Genomic DNA, 13,799 nt, shown 5'->3' on the forward strand with positions numbered 1-13,799 from the left:
GCCGCGCGGGACCGATGAGCCTCGGGAACCGGGCGCTGGCCGCCCTGGCGTCCGACAGCGCCCGGGGGCCGTTCCTCCTGGCGCTCGGGCACAGGCTGGGGATCGCGGCGCGTGAGATCTTCGCCGACGGCTCCCCCGGCCGCCTGCGCCGCGCCCAGGCGTGCAACGAGATGATGATCATCATCTGGACACAGGCGCGGGCGCCGCGCGGCAGCGGGGACGGCTACCCGGACCGCGCCTTCCTCACCGCGCTGCTGAGCAAGGCGGACGGGGGCGAGGCCCGCCCGCAGCTCGACCACGCCGTACGAGCCGCCCTCGCCGCCGTCGAACCACCGCCGCCTCCGAACGGCCCCGACCCCGGCGCCTGACCCGGCTCGCAGCGCGGAGCATCAGGACATGCGCGCGCCAACAGCCGGACTGCGGGCGGCACATGGGCGAGTCCGGCGCCGCACGACCTGCTTCTGGACCGACCGGTTCGTGCGCAGGTCTCCACGTCACGTCGGAGGGTTACGGTAGTGCGGCGCCGGAGGAGGCCCGATGGAGGACGTGTTCGACGGGACGGGCAGCCCGCCGCGCGGCTGGATGCACGCCGTCTTCGAAGGAGGCCCGTACGGGGAGGACGTGGGGCGGTGCGTTCCCGGCCCTCCCGCGTCGGAGCTGCTCTCCGTGCCGCTGCCCGAGGGCGGCGTCCACACCTACCGGCTGAAGGTCGTGGGGTCGTGGTCCGCCCCGGACGACCCCATCGCCGTCTATGCCGCTGACGGGCCTCCCGTGCCGCCGACCCCCCTGACCGACCAGGAGAGGCGGTGGATCCAGGAGGGGCAGCGCAGGTCCGGCCTCGGGCCGGTCGGGCTGATCGCCCTCGACCCCCGCGGACGGATCGTGCGCGACCCCGATGCCTCCGCCGTCGAGGCGATGCTCGCCGACCTGGCGAGGAGGACGTACGTGTTCCTCCAACGCGTGACGGAAGGGCTAGAAGGCGATCGCTACATCCACGCCCTGCTCCGGGAGGACGGAAGCTACGAGGTGGAGCACCGGTCGGGCGCCACCGCCGAGCGGCGTCGTGCACAGGTGACGTCCCGTGCGGCGGTCCGCGACACCTTGCTCGACTGGGCGGCTGACGGGCAGCGGTGGCGGACCGCGCTGCCCTGGCACGGTGTCGGCCGGACTCCGTGACGAGCCCTGCGGACGAGGGGCCCGGCCGTCAGGGGCGCCAGGCGGCGAGCAGTTCCTCGGGCCCCCAGTGGGCCGCCAGCGGCAGCCCGGCGGCCACGCCTGACCGTGAGACGGCGACCAGCGGCGTGGCGGCGTCCGCGCCCGGCACGGCGAGCACGTCGCGGACCAGCGCGTCGTAGTCGTGCCGGTCGAAGGGCCGCGTCTCCAGCCACTTCACCGAGCCGACGAACCGCACCTCCCCGGCGACCGGCTCGCGGTCCGCGCCGACGAGGTCGATCTCCGGGTTGTTCCGCCGGTTCCACCAGCCGCCGACCGCGCCGGTGTCGGGCCACGGGCTGTCGGGCAGCAGCCGCAGCAGCGCCTCACGGATCAGCGGCTCGACGGCCCGCCCGCGCCACGCCGTCCAGGACCGTTCGATGCGCTCCAGCGCCAGGTCGCCCCGGCCGCGTTCGATGAGGGGGATCGCGCGCTGGACGAAGGCGAGCCAGAAGCGCAGGTACGGGTCGGCGATCCGGTAGCGCTTGTTCTTGCTGTCCGGCCTGGCGGACAGGGGGAGGTCGGCCGCCAGCACCCGTTTCGTCCGGAGGGTGGCGAGCAGCGGGGTGAGCGTGCCGGACGGCAGCGCGCCCGAGCCGCCCGCCTGCGCGGCGATCGCGCCGAATGTCCGCTCGCCGCTGCCGACCGCCTCCAGCACGGCCCGCGCGTGCGACGCCTCGGGGAACTCGCCGAGCAGCGACAGCTCACCGGCCACCAGCAGCGGCGACAGCGGGTGCGTCACCGAGGCCCGCAGGAAGGCGGCGCGGTCCATGCCGGGCCGCCAGGACTGGACGATCTCCGGGAACCCGCCGGTGATCAGGTGGGCGTCCAGCGCCTCGGCCGCGCCGAGCCCGGTCATGTCCCGCACGTCCGCCGGGTCGAGCGGCCGGACGGTCATCGTGGCGGCGCGTCCGAAGAACGGCCGCCCGTACGACTGGAGCGCCTCCATCATCGACATGTCGCTGCCGACCAGCACCAGCAGGACGGGCCGGGCCGACAGGTGCCGGTCCCAGACGGTCTGGAGCGCGCCCTCGAACTCGGGGTCCTGCTCGACCAGCCACGGCACCTCGTCCAGCACGGCGACGGCGGGCCGGTCCTCGGGGACGGCGAGCGCCAGGGCGCGCAGCGCCTGGTTCCAGTCCTGCGGCTGGAGACCGGCGACGAGTTCCGCCCCCGGCAGGGGCGCGTGCGCCAGGGTGGTGGTGAAGTCGGCCCGCTCGGCCACGGGATTGCGGCCCCGGCTGGCCTGGAACACCACGTAGGGGGCGCCCGAGCGGTCGCAGAACTCCTGGACAAGCCGCGACTTCCCGACACGGCGGCGCCCTGTCATGATCACGGCCCGCCCCCGCGTACCGCCCTCACCGTCCGCGACGATCCGGTACTGCTCGGCGAGCAGCGCCAGATCCCCGCTCCGCCCTCGGAACTCCATCCCCGCACCGCCCTAAACGTAGACCGAATCTTACGTAGACCGAATCTACCATTACAGGCCCGCTCTGGTCAGCAACCACTCCATGCGCCCGACGGGAAGGGACGGCGAGGCACCGGCGGCCTCCGCTACACGCCCGGACGGGTCGGCGAGGAGCCGCAGCAGGGACGGGAGCGGGAGATTGCGGTGGGGCGCGACCGCGCGACGGACGCGGTCCTCGGGGTCGGAGGCCAGCTTCTCGGCCAGCTCGGGCGGCAGATCCGGATCGCGGGGGGCGAAGGAGCGGAGCCGGGGCTCGGGGTCGGCGGCGAAGCGGCGCAGGGTGTCCGGGGGGAAGGTCAGGACCTGCGCCTCGTCCCACCAGAACGTGAACTTGTCCCGTCGGCGGTAGCGGCGTTCGATGCTCTCGGCGGTCGCGGGATCGACCAGGTGCGGGGCGGCGCTCGCCATGGTGAGACGGACGATCTCCTCCTCGTCGTCGAGCAGCCGCGCCACCGCGTGGGCCGGAAGGGCTTCGCCCAGCGCCGCCGACACCCGGAAGGCGACATAGGGCGAGTCGAGGTGCGGCAGCGGATCGGCCGTGACCCACGGCAGCCGCAGGGTCCGCAGCTCCCCGCGCGCGGCGACGTCGTCGTACCACCGCAGGAACGCCTCGTCGTCGTCGGCGTCGGGTCCCGGAACGTCCCCCGGACACGAGAGCCCGTGCAACGCGTCGTGGATCTCCGCGCGTACGTGCTCAGGCGTGTCCTGCCTGGCGAAGACCTGCACCCGGACGCTCGCGTCCGGATCGGCGGCGAGCCGCCGGAGGGTGTCCGCGTCGAGAACGGCGTGCGCCACGGCGCCCGCGCGCGTCACGGGGTCCGCCAACAGCGTCGGCAGCAGGTCGGCGGGCGGTGCGGGACGCGGCCCGCGTGCGCAGGAGGTCGAGCAGGCGGCGGCCCGTACCTCGGCCTCGGGATCGGTCAGCAGCGCCCGGCGGACCACTTCGGCCGCCTGCGTCCAGTGCCTCGCCAGTGCGGCACGGACCTCGGGGACGGGGTCCGTGGCGAGGCGGGCGCGCAGGTCGGGCGGGGTGCCGTGCGCCTGGGCCAGCCCCCTGCGGACCTGGGGTGCGGGGTCGTCGATGAGCCGTTCGAGCATCGCCCTCGGTGCCGTCGCGGCGTGGACGACCAGCGCGGACCGCACCGCCTCGTCCCGGTGGGCGGCCAGCAGGACACGGAACCGGCCCGGCAGCCGGTCGTTCAGCGCCAGGCCGTGCAGGAGCCGGTGGTCGCCGGTGGCGATGATCCGGGCGCACATGTCCTCGGTGAGGTCGGGACGCCTCGCCACCGTCCCGTGGCCCCGCCGCCATGCGACCAGCCGCCCGATCAGGTTGGCGGGCACGGCGGGGTTCGTCGCCAGGCCGTCCATCACCTTGTCGAGATGGACCGGAGCGGGGGCGTCGGCGTCCATCCGGCCAGGATGCCAGCGATCCCTCGCCGCGCCCCCGCCGGGCGGTGTGATGTCCTGCCTCACGCACGCGGTCATCGGTTACCTCGGCCCGGCCGGGCCCGTCATAGCCATGACGAAGCGCACGCGAGGAAGGTAACGGCATGAGGGTGACCGGTTCGGAAGAGGCCCTGGCGGAAGCGTTCGAGGAGCAGCGCGGACGTCTCGTCGCGGTGGCCTACCGGATGCTCGGGTCACGGGCCGACGCCGAGGACGCCGTGCAGGAGGCGTGGCTGCGGCTCGCGCGCCAGGACGCGTCGGCGATCGGCAGCCTCGGCGGCTGGCTGACGACGGTCGTCGGGCGGATCTGCATCGACACGCTCCGCTCGCGCAAGGCCCACCCGGAGGAGTCGTACGAGGAGCGGCTGCCGGACTTCGGCGTCGCCCTGGACACCGGTGAGGCGTCGGCGGAGGACGAGTCGGTGCTCGCCGAGTCGGTCGGGCTCGCGCTGCTCGTGGTCCTGGACACGCTGGGCCCGGCGGAACGGCTGGCGTTCGTGCTGCACGACATGTTCGGCGTGCCGTTCGGGGAGATCGGCCAGGTGCTCGGGCGGTCGGCGGACGCGGCGAAGATGCACGCCAGCCGGGCGCGCCGCAAGGTGCGGGCGTCGTACCGCCCCGCCGACGCGCTGCCGCGGCAGCGGGAGGTGATGCGTGCGTTCCTCGCCGCGGCGCGGGAGGGCGACTTCGAGGAGCTGGTGCGGATGCTGGACCCGGACGTGGCGTGGCACTCGTACGGCGCGCGCGGGACGGTCGTCCGTCTCGGCGCGACGGAGGTGGCGGCACGCATCCAGCTGGGCGCCCACGCCTCGATCGCCGTGCACCCGGCGCTGGTCAACGGCGAGGCCGGGATGATCGTCTGGGGGCCGAGCGGCAGGCTGCTCGGCGTCATGGCCTGCACGGTGGTGGACGGGCGGATCGCCGGGATGCTCTCGGTGAACGACCCGGCCAGGCTGGCCGCCATGGACCTCCCGGCATATCCGGGTCCCGGCGGTGTTACCTCCGCGGGCGCGGCTCCGTCAGAAGGGTGAGAACGCATTCACCACGTCGGAGGACGTCATGGAAACCCGCCTCAACCTGCACGCCAGCCCGCTCGCGCCGAAGCTGATCAAGCACCTCGTCTCGGCGAACAAGGTGGTGACCGACTCGACCGTGCCGTTCGCCACGCTTGAGCTGGTGAAGATCCGCGCCAGCCAGATCAACGGCTGCGGCGGCTGCCTCGACATGCACACCAAGGACGCGGCGGCGGCGGGCGAGTCGGCCGTACGGCTCGCCCTGGTCGCGGCCTGGCGTGACGTGAACGTCTACACGGAGGCGGAACGCGCCGCCCTCGCCCTGGCCGAGGAGGGCACGCGCCTCGCGGACGGCAGCGGCGTCGGCGACGAGGTGTGGGCGAACGCGGCGAAGCACTTCGACGACGACCAACTCGTCGCGCTCGTCACGCAGATCGCGCTCATCAACGCCTTCAACCGCCTGAACGTCATCACCCGCCAGGTCGGCGGCGACTACACCCCGGGCCAGTTCGCCTGACGGGCAGTTCTTCTCAGGACCGGCGTGCCCCACCTTCTTCCGGGGAAGGCGGGGTCGCGCCGTTCGGGTCCGAATCGGCCCTTTCGGCGGGGGAGTTACCCGACAACGCGAATAACGGGGGTGCCGCGTGGACCAAGGCGCCATGTCCCCCGTATCTTCTGATACGAGGACCGATCAGGGTCGAACTGAGGGGCTTTCGGCATGGCGCGAGAGGAACTGACCCGGCTCACGGGCAACGGGAACGGGGAGTGCGGGAAGAACGACTGCCCGAATGTCTACCGCACCGCCGACGGCTCGTTCATCGTCCAAGGCAGCGTCTCGGAGGCATTCACGCCGCCGGGAGGAGAAGGGCTCGTCGAGATCCCTGAAAGCGTGTTGAGGGAGGCCGTACGTGTTCTTGGCTGGTGAGGAATGGGCTGCTCGATTCGAGCAGTTCGGGCATGAGGCTTGGCGACTCGAGACCTTGCCGCAGTACCTCATGCCTCAAGAGGAGAAGGAACTGGCGGAGTTCAGGGCCGGTGTCCGTATCGACCCTCGTATGGTCTCGAACGATTACACGGACCGACTGCGCAGACAGGTGACGGAAGGACGCTCGCAGGGACGCGTCCACATCGTGACCCGACCGCTTTCCGAGTATCTGCGTTTCGAGTTCTCGCAGTACTACGCACCTCATCTCCTGGCCGGTGAGCAGATCCGGATTCTGGATGTCACCGACCGGGAGAATCCCCTGGAGGGAGTCCAGGACTTCTGGATGTTCGACCGGCGGGAGGTGGTACTGATGAACTACCACCCGGACGGACGGCAGATCAACCGAGAGGTCCATGAGGGGGACGTGGCCGCGTTCATCGAGTACCAGCGCATCGCGGTGGCCGCGTCAGTGCCCTTCGAGGAGTACGCTAAGGACCTTGACATTTGAGCCTGAGAAGCTGGGCCGTTCCCGATCGGACCTGGCGGAAGCCTTGAGAACGCAGCGGCGAGGGGCCGGGAGAACGCAGACCTGGCTCGCTCGCCGCTGCAACATGTCCCAGACCAAGGTCAGCAACATCGAGAGCGGCAGGCTCGCCCCTTCCCTGGTCGATGTCGAGCTGATCCTTGAGGCTCTTGGCACGGACGAAGCTTCGGCCGCCGGGATACTGTCGCTCGCGGCAACGGCCGCCACCGAATGGCAGGATGACTGGTCCTCCCGCCGAAGGGGCCTGGACAAGAAGCAGAACGAACTAGCGAGGATGGAAGCAGCCTCGACCGTGTTCCGTTTCTTCCTGCTGTCGATGGTCACCGGTTTGCTCGCCACACCCGAATACGTGCGGGCCAGCATCGCCGACGTTCCCGGCGACCAGTCGAAAACCATCGCGAAGAAACTGGAACGGCAGCGAGTCCTGCACGACTCCTCGAAAATGTTCACGTTTCTCCTCACCGAACAAGCAGTGCGGTGGCCCCTGTTGCCCCCGGCCGGAATGGCTGTGCAACTGGATCGGCTCGCGTCGGTCTCCCGCATTCCGCAGGTACGTCTCGGCGTGATCCCTCTGAGCGGACACATCCCCGAGCGGCCTCTCAACACGTTCACGGTGTACGACCGGAGACTGGCCACGGTCGAGACAGGAACGGGCGCGCTGATCTTCAGGGACCGGAAGAATGTGGCGGCCTATCTCCACGACTTCGACGTGTACGAACGGTACGCCGTCTTCGGAGAGGAATGCCGCGAACTGCTGTCCGAGTGGTCCATGGCTTTTACCCGACAACGCGGATAGTTCTGGTGCCGGGCAGGACCTGCTTCTACCGTCATCACCGGAGCCGGGAACTTCCCGGACTCGCGCCCCGCTTTCGGGGCGCGGCTCGTGAGAGAAAGCAGGAGCGGTATGCCCGCGACCACAGGGACGGCAAGCCTCACCCCCTCTTCCCCTCCGATCCTCACGCAACCCTGGGCCGTGGGCAGGCTCGGGCCGTACCCGACCACGATTCGCCGCCCGCACGCGACGGTCACTGTCGATCCCGACACACAGCTCGGCGTGTACCGCGACCGTCACGGCCAGGTGATCGAGATGGGCAAGCACGGCACCAGCACGGGCACCGAGACCGCGACCACCACGAACGCGGACTCGAAGAACGACCAGGGCCACGACCAGGACTCCGAGCAAGACTGACGCGATGACCGAGGAGAGGCCGGTGTTGGTGGCCACCGAGGCGGACGATCCGACCGCGGACATGGTGATCGCCGAACTCAACCGGCGCGACGTGCCGGTGGTCAGGTTCGATCCCGCCGACATCGGCGCCGACCTGACGGTCTCGGCCCGGTTCGGCACCTGCTCGGTCCCGGTGGCCGGGCAGGTGCGCACCCTGTCGAGATCAGCCGAACTCACAGACGTTCGTGCCGTGTACTGGCGCCGCCCACGGTGGCCCACCTTCCCGCACCTGGACGAGGACGACACGCGGCTCGCCACCGCACAGGTACGCCACGGACTCGGCGGCACGCTCTACGCACTCGAAGGACCCCTGTGGGTCAATCACCCGCTCCGCATCACCGCGGCCGACCACAAGCCCGCGCAACTCGCTCTTGCGCAGCGACTCGGACTCACCGTCCCGCCGACACTCGTGACCAACGACCCGGACGAAGCGCGGGAGTTCATCGGGAGCCATGACCGGGTGATCCACAAAACGCTGCGATGGACCCCGTACGCACGGGACGGCGTGCCGCTGACCGGCTGGGCGGAACCGGTCACCGTGGACGAGATCGACGCACGGGTCGGCGTCACACCGCACCTGTTCCAGGCACGCGTGGAGAAGGTCGCCGATCTCCGGGTGCTCGTCGTGGGCGGACGCACGTTCGCCGTACGCATCACGTCCGGCCTGCTGGACTGGCGGAAGGACTACAGCGCCCTCTCCTACACCGTCGCGCACCTGCCCGATCAGGTGGACAAGGCCCTCCACACCTACCTCGCGCGTCTCGGCCTGGTGTCCGGGAGTTTCGATCTCGCGGTGGACCGGGCGGGCGACCTGTGGTGGCTGGAGCTGAACCCGAACGGCCAGTGGGGGTGGCTGGAGACGCAGACCGGTCTGCCGATGTCCGCCGCCTTCGCCGACCTCCTCACCCAGGGACACGCCTCGTGAACGACTCCGCTCCCCACCGGCGCCACCTCGCCGCCCGTCTCGCCGAGGACAGCGCGCTGTCGTCCCCTTGGCTGCGCGCCGCTGTCGAGGAGGTGCCGCGTGAACTGTTCCTCAGGCCGGGGGTGTTCCTTGATGACGGCGGCCTCTGGCGGCCCGTCACGGAGGCCAGGACCGATCCGGCCGACTGGCTCACGACGGCCTACGCCATCGACACCCTCACCACGCAGCTCGACGGGCATCTCACGGCCGACGAGGCGAAAGGCCCCGTACGCGGCGTGCCCACCTCCTCGTCCACCACCCCGGCGACCGTGGTCGGGATGATCGAGGCCCTGGGGCTGGAGACCGGGCAGCGCGTGCTGGAGATCGGCACGGGCACCGGCTACTCGGCGGCCCTGATGTGTCACCACCTCGGTGAGGACGGCGTGACGACGGTGGAGGTGGACCCGGAGGTCTGCGCCCGCGCGGACGCCGCGCTGGAGGCCGCCGGGTTCTCCACGTGGACCGTGGTCGGCGACGGGCTCCTCGGGCATCCCCGCCGCGCCCCGTACGACCGCGTGATCGCCACCTGCGCGGTCCGTCGCATTCCCCACGCCTGGGTCCGGCAGACCAGGCCGGGCGGCGTCATCCTGACGACCCTCGGTTCGTGGCCCTACGGAACCGGCCTGGCGAGGGTCACGGTGCACGAGGACGGCACGGCCGAGGGCGGGTTCATCGGCCGGTCGTCCTTCATGCAGGCGCGGGCGCAGGCCGTCGTGCCCGTCGCCGGTGACCTGTCGGCCCGGACCGCGTACCCGGACAGCGAGCGGGCCGTGAAGGTGCCGCCCACCGTGCTGGACGAGTGGATGCCCGCCTTCCTCGCGCAACTCGCCTCTCCCGGGGCCCAGTTCGTCCGCGCCGCCCGCGGCGACGGCGCCCCGCTCCTATACCTGTTCGATCCGGAACGTGAGTCGTTCGCCGAGTTCGTCGCGGACGGCGACGGTTGGACCGTCCGGCAGGGCGGGCCGGTGGCCCTGTGGGACGCGGTCGAGCGGGCCCTCGGCGCCTGGCGGGCCGCAGGCACGCCGGACATCACGTCCGTGCGGCTGCATGTCAGCGGCACGCGCCACACCTACCGGATCGGCGACGATCCCGCACTGCGCTGGGAACACCACCTCGCCTGACCGGCGGCGGGCAGCGGACGACTCGGGACGAGCCGGGCACCCCGGCCAGGGCGGGGGCCGGTCGGCGGGTCCGCGGCCGTCGCGCACCGCGGACAGCGGCGATCTCCCGATCGTCCCGACACGCCATTCCCGCATCACAAGAACGCACGGTGAGCTGGGCATCACCAGGGCGTACGGTGCGCGCGTCAGATACCAGGCCGGTATCATCGCCTGTATGGCCATGACGCTCCGACTTCCCGACGACCTCGACGCGAAGCTCACCGAGCGCGCTCGTCGTGAGCGCCGCAGCAAGCAGGAACTCGTCATCGAGGCCGTCCGTGAGGCTCAGGAGCGGGCCGAGCTGAAGGTCGATGACGTCCTGGCCGAGCTGATGGACAGCGACGCGGAGATCCTGGACTACCTGAAGTGACCGAAGTGCGCCACCTCCGGATCGACGAGATCCTGGCGATCGCCCGCAAGGTCAACGGCACCGGGCACAGCGTGCGTGACATGGGGCTTCTCGTGTCGGCGGTCGAGCGGCCCAGGACCCATGTGTTCGGGGCCGAGCTGTACCCCGCGCCGCACGACAAGGCGGCGGCGCTGCTGCACGCCGTCGCCCGGAACCACGCGCTGATCGACGGCAACAAGCGCACGGCGTGGCTCGCCATGCGGGTCTTCCTGCGCTTCAACGGCATGAGCGCCGCCGTCGCCCCGCCGCCCGTGGCCCTCGGCGGCCCGTTCGTCGAGGACGTCGCGCAGGACACCATCGACGTCCCGGCCATCGCCGAGCGGCTGTCGGGTTGGTTCCCCCTCCCCTGACCTACGACGAGGTGAGGGCCGGATCGCGCGCTCGGCCCCACTCTCCCGGTGGCCGCAGTCGCTGTGTGACGTCGAGGAGGAGTTGGTCCGGATCTGCATGCGGGAGCGCGGGCACGAGTGCCGGACGGCTTCCGCCCGTGACTCGATCCGGCGAGTACCGCATGTCGCTTTTTTGCGCGTCGAGATGGCCAGGCGTGTGGCGCGTTCCCTTATCGGTACGGTGCTGGCGCCGACATGAGAAGAGACGGCGAACCGGCTTCCTGAGTGCCTGGGGGCAGCAGACGGCTCCGCAGGCCGATCGGTGCTTGCGGAGCCGTCCGCTGAACTTGGGCGATCAGGGGGTCAGTTCGTCGTCCTTGAGTGCGGACACGAAGCCCGCCCACAGGTCGGGCGTGAAGGCGAGCATGGGGCCGCCTCGGTCCTTGCTGTCCCGCACCGGCACGGCATGAGCCACGTTGGCGGCCACCTCGACGCACTCGCCGCCATCCTGGTTGTGTAGCTGCTCTTCCTCCAGGGCAGCCCTGACGCGCTCAGTTCAGGCATCCAGTACACCGTTCTTGACGGCGGAGACGAACGAGGACCAGCCGCCTGATGGCACGAGCAGCACGGAGTCCGCCGGAGCCTTGCTGTCGCGGACCGGAACGAGAGCAGTTCGGCCAACGCCGACCTCGACGCACTGGCCACCGTCCGGATTGCTGTAACTGCTCTTCCGCCACGACAGCAGCGACGTCGAATCAAGCACTCAACCCACCGGCCCGCACAGCTGACACGAACGACGACCAACCAACCGAAGGCACGACGAGCACCGGACCACACCGGTCCTTGCTGTCCCGCACCGGCACAGCATGAGACTGATTGGTGGCCACCTCAACGCAAGCGCCACCATCCTGATTGCTGTAACTACTCTTACGCCACTGAGCGCCGTTTAGCTCGACGGATCGCACGACACTGCCTCCAACAGGTTCACAATGAACTGACGCGACTCGGCCGGAGTCAGTGCCAGGTCACGGACCGAATCGTACGTGAGCTGAAGCCGCCCAATCGTTGCGACTTCTTCGATCAGCTCGCCGCGATAGCCATTTTCCGTGTACACAACCGTACGCCCGTCCGGCTGGCGCAGGTACCAGAAGTCGGCACCCATCAAGCCGTGCGCCCCCGCACTGAAAGGCAGCAGTTGGACCGTCACATCCGGACGATTCACAACGGCCGCCAAGTACTCCAGCTGTTCCCGCCACTCGCCCGCGTCCCGCAACGGCGTGCGTAGCACGGCCTCCGACAGGATCGTGCGGAACGGCGGGGCGTCGTCGCCCTCCAGCAGTTCGCGTCGCCCTATCCGCGCCTCGACCTGCTGTTCCAGCTCGTCCCCCTTCAGGCCGCCCGCCGCCAGGACCTCGCGTGCGTACGCCGGGGTCTGGAGCAGGCCCGGCAGGACGCTGACCGCGAAGTGCCACAGGCTCGTCGCCTCGGCCTCCAGCGTCATGTACCGGCGGTACTGCTCCCGGAATTGCGTCTTGTCGCTGACGGCCAGCTCCCACAGCGCGAGCAGCAACCCCGGCGTGCCGTAGTAGGTGTCGAGGGCCTGGACGACCTCGGGGCCGCCCAGCGTCTCGCCCTTCTCCATCTTGCCGAACAACGACCAGTCCCAGCCGAGCCGTTCGCCGAGGCGCCGCAGGCTGTCGCCACGCGCCACGCGCAACTGACGCAGTTCCTGGGCGAATCGGGCTCGGGGCTCCCTGCTGCGGCCGGTGACCGCTCGTCTCGTCGGCATGGTGCGTCCTCCGTGGAAGGTGTGGAACGTGCTCCAGGTGCACGGGAAGCGGGGCCCGTCCACGGCGCCCCGGGGGCTTCCGTGGTCGCAAGCTCGTGATGATCCCCTCACGCACCGTACGTCGTACCACCCGCGTCGGGGAGGGCCGGAAGCCGAGAGCACCCGAAGGAGCGCATCGTGACAAATACGCTGACACCGCCCGGAGATGACGACCGCGACGGCGCCTGGTACGCGTCGCAGACCGTCAAGATCCGGGAGGCGCTCGAAGCGCGGGACGCCTTGCGCGTCGCCCTGACCCAGGCGGGCATCCAGCTCCCCGCGATGGACATCCGGGGCGACTGGCCGGGCCCGCCCGTCGAGGTGGAGCCCACGCAGGGCCCGCGTTACGCGCTCGTGCACCTCGGTTTCTGCGCGGCGCCCGTGGCCCGCGCGCTGGCCGAGGTGATCACGAAGGGCACGCAGCGGTGACCGGGCACGGGCGGCCGGACGCGGACGAGCCGCCGCCCGGACTGCCCGCCGGGGCCACCGTCCACGACACGGCCCGCGACCGGGTCGGCGTGGTCATGGGCCAGGTCGGCCCGTGCGTCCAGCTCAGGCCGCTGGGCGGCGGACGCGAGTGGGACGCGGAGCCGGACCGCGTGCGTGTCATAGACCCCGGCGAGGTGCTGAGCGCCCGCCTCGCCGTGGTCAACGCCCGCAGCCGCAACCCGACCCGCTGAACGTGACATGTCGCCCTGCTTACAGCCTCGTTGACGGTCCGTGCGGGACGGGGCGGTGCGCGGGCGGCGCGTCCCCTGCCCGGTACGGTGCCCTGACGCCGAGGTGAGGGGAAGTCCGTGAGCAGGGGACGCGTGATGGGGATCGTCTGTGCCGCCGTGGTCGTCGGAGGCGCGCTGGGTGTGGGGACGGGGCAGGACGGCGGCGACCGCGTGGCCGAGGACGAACAGGTGGCGAGCCGGGGGGAGCTGACAGCCATCGCCGGAATGCTCGATAGCGGGTCCCGAGAGGTCAGCCTGCGCGCCGGAGGCGTGGTGGAGGGCGTCGCGCTCACCTGGTCGGTGGACGGGCGGCCCGGGGAGGACCTGTCGCACGGGCTGCCGTCCGAGCCGCTGCGGTTCGAGGCCGAGCCCGGCGCCCTCGTCCTCTTCAACGTGCAGAACTACGAGGGGGTCTCCAGCCCGATCAGCTGCGAGATCAGGGTGGACGGGATCATCGTGGCGTTCGGCGAGGCGGACGGGCCAGGGGCGATGGCCGCCTGCGAGGGCACGGCCTCCTGACGTACCCCCTGGCCTCGGCGGCCTGAGCGCCGCAC

21 protein-coding genes are annotated in these 13,799 nt (G+C 71.0%); 15 read left to right on the forward strand and 6 right to left on the reverse strand.

The window, feature by feature from the left end; translation table 11 throughout:
• Positions 1 to 14 precede the first annotated feature (14 nt).
• Positions 15 to 368, forward strand: a complete 354-nt coding sequence (locus IF27_RS21340) for a hypothetical protein (protein WP_052851296.1) — start codon at positions 15 to 17, stop codon at positions 366 to 368.
• A gap of 169 nt (positions 369 to 537) precedes the next feature.
• On the forward strand, positions 538 to 1,176 hold the full coding sequence (locus tag IF27_RS21345; protein ID WP_052851297.1) for a hypothetical protein: 639 nt from the start codon (positions 538 to 540) through the stop codon (positions 1,174 to 1,176).
• A gap of 28 nt (positions 1,177 to 1,204) precedes the next feature.
• Here the strand turns inward: IF27_RS21345 and IF27_RS21350 are convergent, their stop codons facing one another.
• Together IF27_RS21350 and IF27_RS21355 are read right to left on the reverse strand one after the other, a co-directional pair.
• The gene (locus tag IF27_RS21350) at positions 1,205 to 2,641 is read right to left on the reverse strand and encodes an ATP-binding protein (RefSeq protein WP_052851298.1); all 1,437 of its coding nucleotides are present in this window, start codon (positions 2,639 to 2,641) and stop codon (positions 1,205 to 1,207) included.
• Between the two features lie 51 nt (positions 2,642 to 2,692).
• Positions 2,693 to 4,090: a hypothetical protein gene (locus tag IF27_RS21355; RefSeq protein WP_052851299.1), complete on the reverse strand. Its 1,398-nt coding sequence runs from the start codon at positions 4,088 to 4,090 to the stop codon at positions 2,693 to 2,695.
• Positions 4,091 to 4,230: 140 nt separating this feature from the next.
• Here IF27_RS21355 and IF27_RS21360 point away from each other — a divergent pair, with 140 nt between their 5' ends.
• The 10 genes from IF27_RS21360 to IF27_RS21400 all read left to right on the forward strand — a co-directional run bounded on the left by IF27_RS21360 (position 4,231) and on the right by IF27_RS21400 (position 10,719).
• Positions 4,231 to 5,157, forward strand: a complete 927-nt coding sequence (locus IF27_RS21360) for a sigma-70 family RNA polymerase sigma factor (RefSeq protein WP_190233058.1) — start codon at positions 4,231 to 4,233, stop codon at positions 5,155 to 5,157.
• 28 nt (positions 5,158 to 5,185) lie between these two features.
• A complete protein-coding gene (locus tag IF27_RS21365) occupies positions 5,186 to 5,656 on the forward strand; it encodes a carboxymuconolactone decarboxylase family protein (protein WP_052851300.1) in 471 nt (156 codons plus the stop codon).
• Between the two features lie 201 nt (positions 5,657 to 5,857).
• The gene (locus IF27_RS30460; protein WP_110946109.1) at positions 5,858 to 6,064 is read left to right on the forward strand and encodes a hypothetical protein; all 207 of its coding nucleotides are present in this window, start codon (positions 5,858 to 5,860) and stop codon (positions 6,062 to 6,064) included.
• Complete coding sequence (locus tag IF27_RS21370) at positions 6,048 to 6,572, forward strand: DUF6879 family protein (protein WP_052851301.1); 525 nt, start codon at positions 6,048 to 6,050, stop codon at positions 6,570 to 6,572. The genes IF27_RS30460 and IF27_RS21370 overlap by 17 nt, the downstream gene beginning before the upstream one ends.
• Positions 6,562 to 7,404, forward strand: a complete 843-nt coding sequence (locus IF27_RS21375) for a helix-turn-helix domain-containing protein (protein ID WP_052851302.1) — start codon at positions 6,562 to 6,564, stop codon at positions 7,402 to 7,404. Before IF27_RS21370 ends, IF27_RS21375 begins: the two co-directional genes overlap by 11 nt.
• A 108-nt stretch (positions 7,405 to 7,512) precedes the next feature.
• The gene (gene tgmA / locus IF27_RS21380; RefSeq protein ID WP_052851303.1) at positions 7,513 to 7,797 is read left to right on the forward strand and encodes a putative ATP-grasp-modified RiPP; all 285 of its coding nucleotides are present in this window, start codon (positions 7,513 to 7,515) and stop codon (positions 7,795 to 7,797) included.
• 4 nt (positions 7,798 to 7,801) lie between these two features.
• Complete coding sequence (gene tgmB / locus IF27_RS31620) at positions 7,802 to 8,761, forward strand: ATP-grasp ribosomal peptide maturase (protein WP_052851304.1); 960 nt, start codon at positions 7,802 to 7,804, stop codon at positions 8,759 to 8,761.
• The gene (gene tgmC, locus IF27_RS21390; RefSeq protein ID WP_052851305.1) at positions 8,758 to 9,921 is read left to right on the forward strand and encodes an ATP-grasp peptide maturase system methyltransferase; all 1,164 of its coding nucleotides are present in this window, start codon (positions 8,758 to 8,760) and stop codon (positions 9,919 to 9,921) included. Before tgmB ends, tgmC begins: the two co-directional genes overlap by 4 nt.
• Before the next feature lie 214 nt (positions 9,922 to 10,135).
• Positions 10,136 to 10,330 carry a ribbon-helix-helix protein, CopG family gene (locus IF27_RS21395; protein ID WP_052851306.1) on the forward strand — a complete coding sequence of 65 codons (195 nt, stop codon included), beginning with the start codon at positions 10,136 to 10,138 and terminating at the stop codon, positions 10,328 to 10,330.
• Positions 10,327 to 10,719 carry a type II toxin-antitoxin system death-on-curing family toxin gene (locus tag IF27_RS21400; RefSeq protein ID WP_052851307.1) on the forward strand — a complete coding sequence of 131 codons (393 nt, stop codon included), beginning with the start codon at positions 10,327 to 10,329 and terminating at the stop codon, positions 10,717 to 10,719. Before IF27_RS21395 ends, IF27_RS21400 begins: the two co-directional genes overlap by 4 nt.
• Positions 10,720 to 11,053: 334 nt before the next feature.
• Here IF27_RS21400 and IF27_RS31970 read toward each other — a convergent pair whose 3' ends face one another.
• The 4 genes from IF27_RS31970 to IF27_RS21410 form a co-directional block, all read right to left on the reverse strand.
• Positions 11,054 to 11,173, reverse strand: coding sequence for a DUF397 domain-containing protein (locus IF27_RS31970; RefSeq protein WP_338058218.1), 120 nt, complete (start codon positions 11,171 to 11,173; stop codon positions 11,054 to 11,056).
• A gap of 81 nt (positions 11,174 to 11,254) precedes the next feature.
• Positions 11,255 to 11,461, reverse strand: a complete 207-nt coding sequence (locus IF27_RS30470) for a DUF397 domain-containing protein (RefSeq protein ID WP_110946112.1) — start codon at positions 11,459 to 11,461, stop codon at positions 11,255 to 11,257.
• Positions 11,454 to 11,663 (reverse strand): DUF397 domain-containing protein, encoded by a 210-nt coding sequence (locus IF27_RS30475; RefSeq protein WP_110946113.1) that lies wholly within the window; start codon positions 11,661 to 11,663, stop codon positions 11,454 to 11,456. Before IF27_RS30475 ends, IF27_RS30470 begins: the two co-directional genes overlap by 8 nt.
• Positions 11,645 to 12,487 (reverse strand): helix-turn-helix domain-containing protein, encoded by an 843-nt coding sequence (locus tag IF27_RS21410; protein WP_052851308.1) that lies wholly within the window; start codon positions 12,485 to 12,487, stop codon positions 11,645 to 11,647. The genes IF27_RS30475 and IF27_RS21410 overlap by 19 nt, the downstream gene beginning before the upstream one ends.
• A 177-nt stretch (positions 12,488 to 12,664) precedes the next feature.
• Here IF27_RS21410 and IF27_RS21415 point away from each other — a divergent pair, with 177 nt between their 5' ends.
• The 3 genes from IF27_RS21415 to IF27_RS21425 all read left to right on the forward strand — a co-directional run bounded on the left by IF27_RS21415 (position 12,665) and on the right by IF27_RS21425 (position 13,764).
• Positions 12,665 to 12,955, forward strand: a complete 291-nt coding sequence (locus tag IF27_RS21415) for a hypothetical protein (RefSeq protein ID WP_420822036.1) — start codon at positions 12,665 to 12,667, stop codon at positions 12,953 to 12,955.
• On the forward strand, positions 12,952 to 13,206 hold the full coding sequence (locus IF27_RS21420; RefSeq protein WP_052851309.1) for a hypothetical protein: 255 nt from the start codon (positions 12,952 to 12,954) through the stop codon (positions 13,204 to 13,206). Before IF27_RS21415 ends, IF27_RS21420 begins: the two co-directional genes overlap by 4 nt.
• Positions 13,207 to 13,323: 117 nt before the next feature.
• Positions 13,324 to 13,764 carry a hypothetical protein gene (locus IF27_RS21425; RefSeq protein WP_190233059.1) on the forward strand — a complete coding sequence of 147 codons (441 nt, stop codon included), beginning with the start codon at positions 13,324 to 13,326 and terminating at the stop codon, positions 13,762 to 13,764.
• Positions 13,765 to 13,799: the final 35 nt, after the last annotated feature.

This window comes from Streptomyces avicenniae, assembly GCF_000719135.1.
Lineage (GTDB): Bacteria > Actinomycetota > Actinomycetes > Streptomycetales > Streptomycetaceae > Streptomyces > Streptomyces avicenniae.

Bases quoted from the DNA above. Each gene is read 5' to 3' on its own strand.
- IF27_RS21395 (WP_052851306.1), top strand. From the start codon at position 10,136: ATGGCCATGACGCTCCGACTTCCCGACGACCTCGACGCGAAGCTCACC.
- IF27_RS21340 (WP_052851296.1), top strand. From the start codon at position 15: ATGAGCCTCGGGAACCGGGCGCTGGCCGCCCTGGCGTCCGACAGCGCC.
- tgmB (WP_052851304.1), top strand. From the start codon at position 7,802: ATGACCGAGGAGAGGCCGGTGTTGGTGGCCACCGAGGCGGACGATCCG.
- IF27_RS21355 (WP_052851299.1), bottom strand. From the start codon at position 4,090: ATGGACGCCGACGCCCCCGCTCCGGTCCATCTCGACAAGGTGATGGAC.
- IF27_RS21360 (WP_190233058.1), top strand. From the start codon at position 4,231: ATGAGGGTGACCGGTTCGGAAGAGGCCCTGGCGGAAGCGTTCGAGGAG.
- IF27_RS21365 (WP_052851300.1), top strand. From the start codon at position 5,186: ATGGAAACCCGCCTCAACCTGCACGCCAGCCCGCTCGCGCCGAAGCTG.
- IF27_RS21410 (WP_052851308.1), bottom strand. From the start codon at position 12,487: ATGCCGACGAGACGAGCGGTCACCGGCCGCAGCAGGGAGCCCCGAGCC.
- tgmA (WP_052851303.1), top strand. From the start codon at position 7,513: ATGCCCGCGACCACAGGGACGGCAAGCCTCACCCCCTCTTCCCCTCCG.
- IF27_RS21345 (WP_052851297.1), top strand. From the start codon at position 538: ATGGAGGACGTGTTCGACGGGACGGGCAGCCCGCCGCGCGGCTGGATG.
- IF27_RS30460 (WP_110946109.1), top strand. From the start codon at position 5,858: ATGGCGCGAGAGGAACTGACCCGGCTCACGGGCAACGGGAACGGGGAG.
- IF27_RS21350 (WP_052851298.1), bottom strand. From the start codon at position 2,641: ATGGAGTTCCGAGGGCGGAGCGGGGATCTGGCGCTGCTCGCCGAGCAG.